Origin of the sequence: Actinotignum saccati, assembly GCF_051265055.1 — a bacterium.
Taxonomy (GTDB): domain Bacteria; phylum Actinomycetota; class Actinomycetes; order Actinomycetales; family Actinomycetaceae; genus Actinotignum.
In genome coordinates, this window is record NZ_JBOZCC010000003.1 from 178,700 (window position 1) to 192,262 (window position 13,563).

The following is a 13,563-nucleotide window of genomic DNA, read 5'->3' on the forward strand; positions in this document are numbered from 1 at the left end:
GGCTAGCTAATCCCGGCTTCCGCCAGCGCCGCGGACCACGAACCGAAGCGTTGGCGGATGGCGGCCCCAGAGGGGTAGGTGCCCTGGTTGCCCGAATCGGCCAGCCATTCCACGTACCCGTTGTAGCTGACGGTTTTGCCGTTCCGCCGCGCCGCGATCGCGTGGCTGCGCAGTGCATCCACGTAGTCCTCCCGGTCAAATTTCAAGGCCCCGCGCTTGCGCCCGTTGCTGACCGCCAGCCCGACCGCCTGGAGTGCCTCGTTCCAATACCCGGAGAAACGCTTAATGACGGTTTGCGAGGTGGGCGGCCAGGTCAGTTTCCCGCGCCCGGATTCCGCTCCCGCGAGTTCCGTGACGGCCAGGCGTTCGGCGTCGTACTGCTTCGCCGTGAGGGTGAGGTGTGGGTCGGCCGCAATCGCGCCCTGCGCCCGGGCAATGCAGGCGAGCACCTCGTCCACGTTAAGCTCAGAATCTTCGAGCGCTGTGCGCACATCCGCAACCATCTCCGGGTCAAGTGAGGCGGCGGGTGCCGCGGCGTCGTCGCCCTCAGGGGTGTGGACACGGCCGAAAATGTAGAGAATTGCGGCTTCGAGCGCGAGGTGCGAAAAACGCGGCGTGAGGCGGCGGGCGCGCGAGCCACCCGCGGTGGTGCCGAGCCACGGCGTGATTTCCGCGAGGCGCGCGAGCGTGGCCGTGACCGCGCGGGCGGAGAGGTCGGCGGCTTCGTCGATGCCGATGTGGTAATCGATCCCGGCCTGCGGGCCGCACAAATCGGAGGCGGAACGGATCGTGAGGAAGGGGATTCCCGCGAGCGCGGCGGTGTGCGCGGCGGCGGTCGATTCCATATCGGTGAGGAGCGCGTCGGGGAAGCGGGTGCGGGTGTCTTCCACGTTCGCGGCCGTGACGAAGGCGTCGGAGGAGAGGACTTCGCCGCGCCGGATGTTCTCGGGGACCGCGGCGAGCAGGGTCGCGTCGCCTTCGAAGAATTCGGGGGCGCCGGGGACCTGCCCGGGTGCGTATCCGAAGACGGTTGCGTCCGCGCGGCCGTAGCGGTAGCGGGTTCCGGCGACGACGTCGCCCACCCGGATATCAGCAGCTAGGCCGCCGGCGGACCCGGCCGAGATGATGACTTCGGGGCGGTAGCGGAAGAGTGCCCAGCCGAGCGCGCAGGCGGTGGCGACCAGGCCCACGCCGGTGCGCATGCAGAGAATCGGGCCGAGGGCGGTGGGCACGTTCACGCCGGATGCCCCGCGCAGTTCGGTGGGGAAGATGGGCTGGAGGGATTCGGCGGTGGCCGGGGTGGTGGCGTAGAAAGGTTCGGCGCGCAGGGCGGCGAGGACCGGCACGATTTCTTCGTCTTGAGCTGCGATAATGAGGGCGCGTGCCCGGGTCTTGCCGGGGGCGAGGGAGCGGGTGCGGGTGTGGGTAGGGGTCACTTGGCCATCACCTGTTCCCAGGTGTCGCGCCCGGCGAGCATGGCGGCTACCGCTTCCTGGGCGGCTTTGAGGTTGTGGTTGGCGCCCCAGCCGCATTGGACTTCGTTCGCGGCCGGGACTTCGGTGGCGGCCAGGATATCGCGGAAGGTTTGTTCCACCAGGTCGCAGGTGGCGGGCACGTTCGGTTCGGCGGCCAGCAGCAGGTAGAAGCCGGTTTGGCAGCCCATCGGGGAGAAATCGACCACGGCATCGCTGTGATTGCGGGAGTATTCGGCGAACGAATGCTCGATGGAGTGGATGACCGGCATGGTCAGGTGTTCTTTATTGGGCTGGCAGAAGCGGATGTCGTATTTGGTGAGGACGTCCCCGTGCGGCAGGTGTTTGATATCGGCAACCCGCACGTAAGGTGCGGAAACTTTCCGGTGGTCGAGGTTGAAGGACTCGACGTTCATATGCGGCACGGCTCTTCCCTTCTTTGGAACGCGACATGTGTGGGCCGGGGTGCGGGCCCGGTTGTGCTGGGCCCGCGCGGTTCGGCTGGGCTCTGCTGGCCTGGCCGGGTCCGCCCGGCGTGTTACAAACAACGGCTATTGTATCTAGCTTTAACAAGTGCGGTGAAGCGGTCTCAGATTCCCAGGAAAATTCCAGCCTTGGTGCATGGTATTTTAGGGAACCTCGGGTTATATAGAACATGTCAGCGGAAAGCAACGGGAGGCGTGGACCCGTTCCGCTGCCGGGAGACTGGTTATCTCCCGGGGACAGGCTCAGTCGCAGCCAAGATGAACCCGGATGGTTCCCATTTCATCCGCTGTTCTAGCGCGAGAGTCTTCAGAAGGCCGGGGGAGCGTGGACCCCCGGCCTTCGCCATGTCTGCCGCGGGCTGGCTCAGTCCGGAAGGATAACGCGAACGCGGGCGCTGGCCGGATCCCGTTCCACTTCGGGGGAAGAGCGCAAGGGCATCACGCACCAAATCCGGAATATCCTCAGGCTTTCGGCTTTGGGTAAAGAGCCCGGGTACTTCGTCCACCTCGACCACCCACCAGCCCGCCTCGCGGGTGGCGCGTGCCGTGTATGTGCTCATGAATCATTCTCCGCAGCAACGATTTCCTTCAACCGCGCCTCGCCGGCCGGGTTGCCCTCCAACACCAGGTAAGAATCGAAACGCTTGGTCGGGGTTTCGGGAACCAGCTGGGCGGCCTCGCGGCGGTTGCCGCCTAAAATGGCGAACTCATTTCCATCCAGCGCACACAGAATATCGGTGGCCGCGGCCGGCGCGGTTTCCGCGGGCTCCCCGATCCAGTAGGAGCGCCCGCGCTCGCCCGCTGCGGCCTTCGCGTCGGTACCCGCCGCCACATCCGCCCGGTTATCCGCAATAAACGAGGCGTAGGGGAAGTACGTGATCGAGTCCGGCCCGCGCAGTGAACACCCGGCGATCCGAGTATCCGCCGTGAACACGCGCCCGGCCAGCTCGCCGGACATCCCGGCCTCCCGCGCCTTCTCCGCCGTTGCGAGCGACTCCAGCTCGGCGTTTTTCGGTTGCACGACGACGCTGCCATCGGCCAGCGTGTACTCGACCTGATCCTGGACCCACTCGCTTCCGTTCCACGTGAAACGCCCACGCACGCTGGCCTGCCCACCGAAACTATCCAGCGGCGCCCAGCTCAGGGAGATCTGGTCCGCCTGCATATCCACTACGTCGACTCGGGGAGCATGCGCGCTGCCATGCCGGTAATCCTCGGGCATGATCTGGGCGATAGGCCGGTTGGCGCCGTCGTACCACGCAAAGGTGACCGACGGAGTTTCCGGCGCCGCTTCGGGCCCGGCGCTGCGGATACTGCTCGTGAAAATCACGCCGCGCACGGGCACCCCGCCCACGGTAGTGGCGCCCAGATCGTCCATGCGGATTTCGAAGAGGTTGCCGCTCGGGGTGGCACCGGCGGCGACGGGTGTGCGCGCGGGGGTGCCGCGCTCGGTGTCGTGGAGGAGTGCGGTGCCGTTGGTGAAGGGCACGGTGACCTGGGCGGGTTCTTTGCCGGGATAGGTGCCATCGCCGTCGCGCACCGCCCGCGCGAGGTAATCGGGGAGGGCGAGTTCCGAGCTGGCCAGCGCCGCGAATTCCGGAGCAGGTGCTGTGGCGGGCGTGGCGCTCGCAGCCGACGCGCTGGAATCGGGCGACGCGGCCGAACCGCCAGAATTCGTGCATCCGGCGAGCGTGAGCGCGAAGGCGCTCGCGAGGGCCAGGGCTGGGGGAGCGAATCGTTTCATGGGTTCTCCTTCTCGGATCGGCGGGCGCGGCGCCCGTTTGTGCAACGCTGCACAGCTGTTATTCTACGGGTCAAGCCCCTGCAACTGAACCGCGCTCACTCCACCTCAAAATCCCCAACCTTCACCGTGGCCTCCCCGGACGAACACGAATTCATCTGTTCCCCGTGGGAAACGGAATACACGCTGGTGCCCGGATACCCCACCGCAAGATCGAGACCCGACACCATCTTCTCCGGGCACATCGCGCCGGGATTAATAGCGTCCACCTCCATGGCGATGCGCTCGCCCGGCCCCAGCACCACATCCGCCCCGGTCGCGCTGGTCGCCGGTGCCGGCTCGGTAAACATATTCCCGTTGGCGCTGATGGGCGTAACCTCGAGCTGCGCCGGAATGAAGCACGGCACCCGGCCGGTATTTTCCACCCGCAGCACGTAATACCGATGCCCGGCGCCGCCGTCCTGATACTCCAGCGTGGTCGCCATTTCCGCCGGCGCGCAGCGGGAAAGTGAATCCGCGCTCGCGGTTTCTGCGGGTGCGTTTGCCGGTGCGCTCGCGGCGTTTGGCGGCGCGGATTGCGTGGCGCTGCCCGAACACGCGCCGAAGAGTAGCGCCGCGGCACAGGCCATAGGTACGAGAACGAAACGTTTCATGCTTACCTCCTTCATGCAGGCGTGCGTACCCGTGTGGTTGTTGGTACGACGACGCCGCAGCAGCGGGGCGCCACCCAGCCTGCGAGTGAACCTGCACCACCGCCAGTCTACGGCGTTCTAGTAACCTGCGCCACAAAATGGGGTGATATGGGGTGGTGTCACATGGGCCAGAAGGCCCGACCGCTAGTTAAAGGAATAATAATGCGGGTATATGTAAATAATAGCAATTAACCAATAATCCGCTTATTTGCGGGCTTGCGAGTGCTGAATGGCGAAAATGCGGTGGCATTCCCGAGAAAATCCCAGACAATTCCAAGCCGAATCTGGCTTTTCTGCCATTAACTGTTCCCCGTAAAATCGTGGCCCAGGCAAAGGGTGCCACTCTCACCTAGATGTATATTCCTTGAAAGGATAACGATGAGGTCCCAGACTCACCGCGTCGTCGCTACCGCTCTCACCGCTGGGGTAGCCGTTGCACTTGTTCCGGCCGGCGCCGCGCAGGCGCAGCCGGTTTCCGGAGCGGGCGAGGTGCCCGTGGCCGACGCCGCGCGCCCCGCGCTGAGCGTGGAGGAAGCCGAACGGAATGTGGCTGCGGCGCAGGTTGAAGTCCAGAATCGCCAGGCGGAACTCGATCAGGCCACCAAGAAGAATTCCGCCGCGCAGGATGACCTCAAGAAGGCGGAAGAATCCGCTACTGCCGCTGCTACTGCTACCCAGGAAGCAGAAGAAAAACTTGGTGCCGCCCAGAAAGAGCGCGATGCCGCGCAGCAGGCTGTTGAGGAAGTAAAAGAAGCGGGCGAGGCCGCCAAGAACCAATTGCAGGAAGCCAGCGCTCAGGCGCAGGACTCGGCCAAGCGCGCCGATGCCGCAAAAACCAAGCATGATGAAGCGACTGCCGAGCTACAGCAGGCTACCGAGAAACTCGGCGAGCAGCAGAAGCTGGCGCAGGAAAAGGCTGCCGAAGTAGAAGCTGCCAATAAAGCCTTGACGAAAGCTGAGGAAGCTGAAACCGCCGCCAAGGCTGTGGAGAAGCGCCTGGGTGAGGAAGTCAAGCAGCTGGCCGAAGCGGAAAAGGCCGCACAAACGAAGCTTGATGAGGCGCAGGAGAAGTTGCGCCAGGCCGAAGCCGAGCGCGACGAAGCGCTCAAGAATGACAAGATCAAGGTCGATGCCGAGATCAGCGCGGTGACTGCGGCTCAGAAACTTGCTGAGCAGAAGGCTGCTGAACGAGATGCCAAGCAGCAGGAAGCGGAGCTTGCCGAGAAAGAGCAAAAGGCCGCTGAGTCTAAGCTGCAAGCCGCCAATGAAGCCCAACAGAAAGCTCAGGCCGCGGTTGAGAAGGCTAGCCAGGATGAAGCACGGTTGTCCAAGGAACACGGGCAGCTAGAGAAGGATTCTGAGCAGAAGGTCGCGGCTGCGGAGAAGCTCAAGGCTCCTATGGATAACGCCGAAAAGGCACTCGATGAGGCGAAAAATAAGGAAGCTGCTAAACGCCAAGACATCAAGCAAGTTGAGCTAGCACTTACGACCGCTCCGCCCCAGGCGAAGAAAACCTTGCAAGACCGTCTCGCAGAGCACCGCGCCGAGCTGAAAAAACTGGAAGCTACGGTGGCTGAAAAGAAGAAGGTCTACACCGAGGCTAAGGCCGCATATGAAGTATTAGCTGCGGAACGTGAGGACACGCTTAGCAAACTTGAGGAGAAGAGGAAAGAACGCGTTTCCGCCACTATTAAAAAGGATGAAGCTGGGCAAAAGCTAAAGGAAGCTCAGCAAACGGCCAAGGATCTCAGCGCGGATGTTGCTGGCAAGAAAACCGCGGCTGAGCAGGCGAAAACCGCCGCGCAGCAAGCGGAGGTAGCAGCAACGCGGGCAACCACGGACCTGCAAAATGCCCAGCAGAAACTCACTGAAGTGAACGCTGAGGCAGAGAAAACCAAAGCCGCGCAGGATGAGAAGGTAAAGGCCGCGCACGGTACACACGATGCCGAGCGCGATAAGCATGCGGAAACTGCGAAGGAGCTCGCTGACCTCAAGGCCCAGGTAGACGGGCTGAAGCAGGGTTGGGCTGATGCAGAAAAGAAGCTCGCCGCGGCGAAAGCTGGTGTGAGCGCCGCGCGCGAGGCGGCCCTCCAGGCCACGAAGGATCTTGGCGCTGCGAACGTGAAGCTGGAAGCCGCGCGGGAAGCTGAGAAGGAAACCGCTCGCAACCTTGATAACGCGAAGAAGGCGGCCGCCCAGCAGCAAGCTCAGCTGGATAGCTTGATCGCCGCGGCTCAGAAGTACGACGAGCGCGCCGCGCACCTGCAACAGGCTGCCGAGGCGGCTCGGCTTGCCGGTGAAAAAGCAGAGCAGGCCCGGGCCGCGCATGAGAAAGCAACCCAGGCCGTCACGGCGGCGCGCGAAGCCGCGCAGCAAGCGCAGTCGGCGCAGGCCGAAGCGCAGAAGAAGCTCGGCGCGGCAACGGTCGCCTTGCATGCTGCCGAACAGCAACTCACCTTGGCGCGTCAGCAGGCCCCTGCCCCGAAGCCTGATGCGCCAAAGCCGGACGCACCCAAGCCTGACGTTCCGGGCGTGAAACCGGCTCCGCAGCCGGACCAGCCCGATCAACCGGGAACGAAGCCGGGCACGCCTGGGGTCAAGCCGGATGCCCCCACTCCGAAGCCGGATGTACCCAAGCCCGGCGCTCCGGAGGTCAAGCCCGGCCAGCCCGAGGTGAAACCCGAGGTCAAGCCCGGCGTGAAGCCGGAGACCAAGCCTGATACGAAGCCGAGTACCCCGGCGCAGCCCGGATCTCCCACGGCTCCCGCTGCGAAGCCCGCCGCGCCTTCGGCACAACCGCAGGCTCCCGCAGCACCGGCCACGCGCCCGGACACTCCCGCACGTACCCAGGCCCCCGCCAAACCGACTCTGGCCGCTTCCGGCAGTGACACCAGCAGTGCCATCGGCGCGGCCTCGCTCTTGCTGCTGGCCGGCGGAGCCGCGATGGCCGTTCGCGCTCGCGGCCGCCGCGCCCACTCATAAAAATCTCAATTAACTCTAAGACCAAAGGATAACCATGAGGACCCACACTCACCGCGCCCTCGCCGCCGCCCTCACCGCGGGGGTCGCCGTAGCGCTGCTCCCCGCCGGTGCCGCCGTTGCGCAGCCGGTGCAGAATAACGACGACGCCGGCGCGGCTACCGCCGCGCGAACCGCGCCTAGCCTTGCCGAAGCAGAAAAGAACGTGGCAGCTGCCCAAGAAACAGTGGCGGCGCGCCAAGCTGACGTGAAGCGACTCACCGCGGCCGCCGCGGAAGCGAAAGCCAAGGCAGCGGAAGCCGAAAAAGCGGCGGAGCAAACTCAAGCTGCGGTAACGCAGGGTGAGCAGAAGCTCGCGGATGCCACGAAGGAAGCGGAGGCCGCCCAGAAGGCCGCGGATGCGGTCAGTGAGACGGGGAAAGCCGCGAAGGGCCAGCTCCCGCAGGCGGCTGAGCAGGCCAGAGATTCTGCCGACAAAGCCGCTGCCGCGCAGATTGCCCACGAGAAAGCGGAGGCGAGCGCGCGGGAAGCCGCGGGCGGCGTCACCGCAAAAGAAGCTGAGCTTAAGGAAAAGGCCGCGGCTGCGCAGGCGGCCGGTGCTGAGCTGACGACGGCGCGCGAGGTGGACGCGGCGGCGCGGGCGGATAAGGAGCGGCTGGGCAAGGAAGTCGCGCAGCTCGAGCAGGCGAAGACCGCGGCGCTGGAGGCGCTGGTGCAGGCTGAAGAGGAGCTGGAGAAGGCACGGGCCCAGCGTGATGCGGTCATCGATGCTGAGGCTGCGAAGGTCCGCAAGGAATCGGACGCGGTTTGGGCTGCCCAGGCTGAGGTGAAGGCGAAGGAAGCGGCGAAGGATGCCGCGGCTGAGGTGGCCAGCAAGGCACAAGATGCGATGGTCACCGCTGCTGAAGCTGAGCAAGTCGCGAAGAAGGTCGTGACTGAAGCGGAGGCGGCTAAGGCGGAAGCTGAGCAGAAGGAAGCGCGGCTAGCATCGGAGATCGAGGAGCTTGAAAAAGAAGAGGGTCGGCTCGTAACAGAGGAAACCGAAAAGCAAGCTGCTGAGAAAGATGCCGAGACTGCGCTCGCGGATGCGCAAAAGATCGAGAAGATGAAGCGCGAACAGCTAGAAAATCTCGAGAAGTTGGCTGAGAACAATGACGATGTGAAGGATCTGGCCAAGCAGCAGAAGCAAAAAGTCGAGGAAGCGGCGAAGGTAACTGAACAAAAGCAGCAGGCTCTTGAAGAAGCGAAAGCGGCGCATCGAGAGGCTGAAGCGAAGCTGGCAGCGGCGCGTGAAGAAACGCAGCAGAAAAAGGATGCGTACCAGAAAGCCGTAGCCACGAAGGAAGAAACAGCTCAGAGGGCGCAGCAGGCGCAGGCGGTCGCGGAGCAGCGGGCGCAGGAGCTCGTGGCTGCGAAGGCTGACTCTGAAAAAGCTACTCAAAAGGCAAAGGAAGCAGCGCTCGCAGTTGCCGCTGCGCAGGAGCAGCTGGCAGCTGCGGCAGAGAAGATGGACGCAGCTGTTGCCGCTCAGAAACAAGCGCTTGAAAAAGCCGAAGCTCCGGTACGCGAAGCGGAGGGCAAGCGCGATGCGGCTAATAAGACAGCAAGCGATGCTACCGAGAAGGTGAGTGCGCTCAAGGAACGCGTCGCGGAACTCGAACCTACCTGGGTGCAGGCCACGGAGAGACTCGCAAAGGCCGAAAAGGATATGACCGCGGCACAGGCCACCGCGGAGGCCGCCAAGGAGGCAGGAGCTCAGGCGAAGGCGGCTGCGGATAAGGCGCGCGAAGTTGCCGCGGAAGCGGTGCGCACCCTCAATGAAGCACGCGCGACCGCTGCCCAGAAGCAAGCCGAATTGACCCGGCTCGCCGACGCGTCGAATACCTACGACGAACGGCAGCGGGATGTTCGGCTGGCCACGGAAAAGGCGCAGGCGGCCGAGGCGGAACTGCTCAAGGCTCAGGATGCTCACGCTAAGGCGACGCTCGCGCTTGAGGCGGCTCGTGAAGCGGAGGAGTCCGCACTGAAAGCCCAGGCAGAGGCACAGCAGGAGCTGACCGCGGCGGAGCTTGCCTTGCGAGCGGCACAGCGGGATCTGGAACTGGCGCGTCAGCAGGCCCCGACTCCGGAGCAGAAACCTGGGAAGCCCGAGAAGAAACCTGGGAAGCCGGAGAACCCGAAGAACAACCCGGAGAAGCCTGCGGTTCCCGAGAATCCGGGACAGGCGCCCGTTGCGCCGTCGCCGTCCCAGCCGGCTGGCAAGCCGGAGGCGAAGCATTCCGCGGAAGAAAATAAAACGATTACCGCGAAGCGAGCAGCGGCGAAGAATGCAACTCCCGCTCAGAAACTTCCCGAGACCGGAAGCGATATGAGCGGTGCTATTGGTGCGGCAACGCTTCTTATGCTCGCCGGCGGCGCGGTTGTTCTCGGGCGTTCCCGCGCGCGGCATGCGGTGAAGTAGTGGTATGCAGACATTAGATGGCGGCGCGTGATGTCACGTGCTGCGAATAGGTGCCCCACCCGGCCAGTATCGGTTCTGGCTCCGGGCGGGGCACCTTGTTTTCACGGGTGTACTTCGATTGTGTTACGGATGCAGTACAGCTCGAAACTTATATATGCCCGCCCGTGCCGGGTTTTGTCTCATCGGCGGGAATCCTTAGTCTTCCAATGATTTTGCCACCACGCGTTCCACCAGAAGAGAATCGCGCCATCGATGTAGATGAAAATGGCGAAGCCGATGCCGAGGGCTATTTGAAGTCCTCGTGACTCCGGACCGGTAATCATGTCCCACGATGCCCAAAATGCCAGGGGCAGGATAATTGGCATGGCATACAAGGAATACCGCCAGAAACGTGACTCTTTGATATGTGGGCCGGCCATTTTTCTCTCCGCTCTATAGAAAACTCTCAGTGGCTAATTTCGGATAACCGCATCACGAAGGTGGCCGAGCGGGACATACTCCAATTACTGAACTGAACGATTTTGTAAGCCGCATTGCTCACTTCTTTCACTGTGTTAGAAACCGGTGGCGGAACCATATATGTATCGGTTCATACAGGCTGTTTCACCGTCGCGGATCTACGTGTATATCTTGAATTTACAATAAATGAATTGTAGTCGCAATACATATTTGTGAGGTGGAACGGGTTGTGGTGCTGAACGGTGGCCCCGGCCCGGGCCTGGCGTCGTGAAGGCGTCGTCGTACCACGCGCACGCCCCGCTGCGCCGCGCCTGCCCCGCTGCGCCGCTCGCGCACACCTCGCGCCGCAAACCAGCCCGCAGCATACCACCACCGCCGCGCACCCCAGCCACCGCGTTCACCTGGTGTTCCACCATGTGCCCCGCCTTTGAATCCGCGCGGTTGCTTGTCTACCATTGTCACGCGACGTTTCGGCGTCGTGCAGTTTTATCTATTCGAGAAGAGAACGAAAAGAGAAGGAAGTCATGCCACGCACTAGTTTTGGCAGCGCCGGCCACGGCGCATCCACCACCGCCCGCACCTCGCTCGCGAAGTGCGCCGCCGCCATGGGGTCCTTGGCGATTCTCGCGGGGATGATGGGGGCATGCACCAAGAGTAGTGATGAGGCTGCAGCCACCTCCGCTCCCGCTACTTCACCTGCCGCTAGCTCCGCCGTCGTCACTCCCGGCGCTTCGGAAACCCCGCCGGAAAAGCTCCCGGCAGTCATCCCGAACCCGGCCCACCCGCAAAGCGCAACCGAGCTTCTCGGCACCCTCACGGTTGCCGAACCTTCCGCCACCGATAAGGCCGATCCGGCGAAGTTCGGCCCCGATGCGGCCGGGCTGAACGAAGACGAATGTAACGTCTACACGGACATTCTGCGCCGTGACCTCGTGAACGTGGGCGTGCAGCCGGGTACCTCCGGCTGCGGCATCGCCTACGGCACCCTGGTGGATAGCTACACCGGGAATATGGTTGATTACGCGCGCCCGGAAGCCGGCACCAAGACCGTGGTGGTGGACCGCATCGTCAGCCTCGATAACGCCTGGGCTTCGGGAGCCAACCAGTTCACGGACGAGCAGCGCGCCGCTTTCGCCAGCGACCCGCGCAATATGCAGGCCGTGTCCGCGGACCAGGCCAAGGAGAAGGCCGGGCGTTCCGCCGCCGAATGGGTTCCCGCGAACAAGAACTTCACCTGCCAGTACGTCGCGCGGCAGATCGGCGTGAAGGCCACCTACGGGCTGACCGTCACCCAGGCCGAGCACGATGCTTTCGCCCAGTACTTGCAGACCTGCCCGAACCAGCTGGTTCCCGGGTGGGAAGGCCCGGCGGGCAAGTAGCCTGGGGGCAGTAGCCGCATAGGCGGCTAGCCACACAGGCGCGGCACAAAAGTGGCCGGGGGCGCGCAGCTCCCGGCCACTTGCCGTATGATCACAAACGGTGCGTGACCAGCAACCGGAAGGACATGTATGACCTCGCGTTTAAGGCTCAATCCTGATTTCGACGACGCCGCACATACCGTCCCGGTCTCCCTCAGCGAACGTCACCCCGGCACCCCGCACACCGCCCTGCCCGCCGCCATCCTCGCCGGCGAAACGCAAGTAACCGGGACTATCGGCGAATCCGGGGAGGAGGAAACCCGCGCGAATCCCCTGGGGGTATGTGATATGTTCCGGGTGGGGATAGGCCCGTCGTCGTCGCATACGGTGGGGCCCATGCGCGCCGGGCTGCATTTCGCAACCCTGCTGGCCGCCCGCGCCCCGGGCGCCCGCATCACGAGCCTGCGTGTGGATCTTTTCGGTTCCCTCGCCGCCACCGGGCGCGGGCATAATACCGACCGCGCGGTCCTCCTCGGGCTATCCGGCTACAGCCCGGAAAATGTGTCCATCGCGGTGGTGGACGGCATGGAAGCCGCTATCGATGCGTCCGGCACCCTCACCGTGCCTGGTTTCGCCCCCACACCGTTCGTGCGCGACCGCGATATTATTTTTCGCCCGCGCGATATTTTGCCCTACCACGTAAATGCGTTAACCTTGCGCGCCTGGGCGGGCGAGGAGCTCCTCGCTGAACATACGTATTATTCGGTGGGTGGCGGTTTCGTGATGGAAGAGCTGGGCGATCCGGCCGAACCGCGGGTGGCGCCGCTCGCCACGGAAGAACAGGCCGACGCCGCCCAGACCGCGGTCCCCTACCCATTTTTCACCGCCGCTCGGCTGCTGGAGCTCTGTTCCGAAACTGGCATGCGCATTTCTGAACTCGCGCTCGCTAATGAAACCGCGCTGCGCCCGCAGCCGGCGGTTATTGCCCATATGGATCGGGTGCACGCGGTCATGGACGAGGCCATTAAAGCCGGTATTGCCACGGAGGGGACTCTTCCGGGTGGGCTGCGCGTGAAGCGGCGCGCCCCCGGGCTGGCTCGTGAGCTGGAGGAAAAAACCGCGGCGGGGCATCGCGCGGACCAGCTGGAAGCCCTCGGGTGGGTGAATCTTTTCGCCCTGGCGATCAACGAAGAAAATGCGGCCGGCCACCGGATTGTCACCGCGCCGACGAACGGCGCGGCCGGCGTCGTTCCCGCGGTCCTCACGTATTATGAACGTTTCGTGCCCGAAGCAACCCGCGAAGGAATGTATAATTTTTTGCTCGCCGGGGCGGCTATCGGCGGAATTATTAAGACGAATGCGTCGATTGCCGGGGCGGAAGTGGGCTGTCAGGGTGAAGTCGGTTCAGCTTCGGCAATGGCGGCCGCCGGTTTCGCCGAGGCCCTGGGCGGCACCCCGGCCCAGGTGGAAAATGCCGCGGAAATTGCTATGGAGCACTCCCTCGGCCTCACCTGCGATCCCGTGGGCGGCCTGGTGCAAATCCCCTGCATCGAACGCAATGCCATGGCCGCGGTGAAATCCATTAATGCTGCTTATATCGCGCTGTGGGGCGACGGCTCCCACACCGTTTCCTTTGATACGGTGGTGGAAACCATGCGCCAAACCGGGATGGATATGCTCTCCAAATACAAGGAAACTTCGGAGGGCGGGCTCGCGGTCAATGTGGTGGAGTGCTAGCAGAACCGTTCGGCTGCACCGTTCAGCGGAGTGGTGCGAAACTTCGTGAAGAGGCCCGGAACTAGCCCGAACGGCCGGAAACTACCCGAAACGGCCGCGAAATGTGACGTAGCGCAAGCCCCGTCCAGTCCCATTAGGTGGAACTTAGTTCCATAATAGATGTATGAACGACTGTCGCG

10 protein-coding genes are annotated in these 13,563 nt (G+C 63.6%); 4 read left to right on the forward strand and 6 right to left on the reverse strand.

What is annotated here, in order from left to right:
• Window positions 1-2: 2 nt before the first annotated feature.
• From mtnN to ACRQEC_RS03620, 5 genes are all read right to left on the reverse strand, one after another.
• Window positions 3-1,436, reverse strand: a complete 1,434-nt coding sequence (mtnN, locus tag ACRQEC_RS03600) for a 5'-methylthioadenosine/S-adenosylhomocysteine nucleosidase (RefSeq protein WP_284889842.1) — start codon at window positions 1,434-1,436, stop codon at window positions 3-5.
• Window positions 1,433-1,888, reverse strand: a complete 456-nt coding sequence (locus tag ACRQEC_RS03605; RefSeq protein ID WP_201769801.1) for an S-ribosylhomocysteine lyase — start codon at window positions 1,886-1,888, stop codon at window positions 1,433-1,435. Before ACRQEC_RS03605 ends, mtnN begins: the two co-directional genes overlap by 4 nt.
• Before the next feature lie 293 nt (window positions 1,889-2,181).
• Window positions 2,182-2,517, reverse strand: coding sequence for a type II toxin-antitoxin system HicB family antitoxin (locus ACRQEC_RS03610; protein WP_284889840.1), 336 nt, complete (start codon window positions 2,515-2,517; stop codon window positions 2,182-2,184).
• Complete coding sequence (locus ACRQEC_RS03615; protein ID WP_284889839.1) at window positions 2,514-3,701, reverse strand: hypothetical protein; 1,188 nt, start codon at window positions 3,699-3,701, stop codon at window positions 2,514-2,516. Before ACRQEC_RS03615 ends, ACRQEC_RS03610 begins: the two co-directional genes overlap by 4 nt.
• A gap of 95 nt (window positions 3,702-3,796) precedes the next feature.
• Window positions 3,797-4,351 carry a DUF4232 domain-containing protein gene (locus tag ACRQEC_RS03620; RefSeq protein ID WP_284889838.1) on the reverse strand — a complete coding sequence of 185 codons (555 nt, stop codon included), beginning with the start codon at window positions 4,349-4,351 and terminating at the stop codon, window positions 3,797-3,799.
• Between the two features lie 417 nt (window positions 4,352-4,768).
• Between ACRQEC_RS03620 and ACRQEC_RS03625 the strand changes: the two genes are divergently transcribed.
• Both ACRQEC_RS03625 and ACRQEC_RS03630 read left to right on the forward strand, forming a co-directional pair.
• On the forward strand, window positions 4,769-7,372 hold the full coding sequence (locus tag ACRQEC_RS03625) for a hypothetical protein (RefSeq protein ID WP_284889837.1): 2,604 nt from the start codon (window positions 4,769-4,771) through the stop codon (window positions 7,370-7,372).
• A 34-nt stretch (window positions 7,373-7,406) separates the two neighbouring features.
• Window positions 7,407-9,830, forward strand: a complete 2,424-nt coding sequence (locus ACRQEC_RS03630) for an LPXTG cell wall anchor domain-containing protein (protein ID WP_284889836.1) — start codon at window positions 7,407-7,409, stop codon at window positions 9,828-9,830.
• Between the two features lie 179 nt (window positions 9,831-10,009).
• Here ACRQEC_RS03630 and ACRQEC_RS03635 read toward each other — a convergent pair whose 3' ends face one another.
• Window positions 10,010-10,249 carry a hypothetical protein gene (locus tag ACRQEC_RS03635; RefSeq protein WP_284889835.1) on the reverse strand — a complete coding sequence of 80 codons (240 nt, stop codon included), beginning with the start codon at window positions 10,247-10,249 and terminating at the stop codon, window positions 10,010-10,012.
• Between the two features lie 564 nt (window positions 10,250-10,813).
• Here ACRQEC_RS03635 and ACRQEC_RS03640 point away from each other — a divergent pair.
• Entirely contained in the window at window positions 10,814-11,668 is an 855-nt protein-coding gene (locus ACRQEC_RS03640; RefSeq protein ID WP_284889834.1) for a GmrSD restriction endonuclease domain-containing protein, read from the forward strand.
• 129 nt (window positions 11,669-11,797) lie between these two features.
• Window positions 11,798-13,384 carry an L-serine ammonia-lyase gene (locus tag ACRQEC_RS03645; RefSeq protein WP_284889833.1) on the forward strand — a complete coding sequence of 529 codons (1,587 nt, stop codon included), beginning with the start codon at window positions 11,798-11,800 and terminating at the stop codon, window positions 13,382-13,384.
• The last annotated feature ends 179 nt before the right edge of the window (window positions 13,385-13,563 follow it).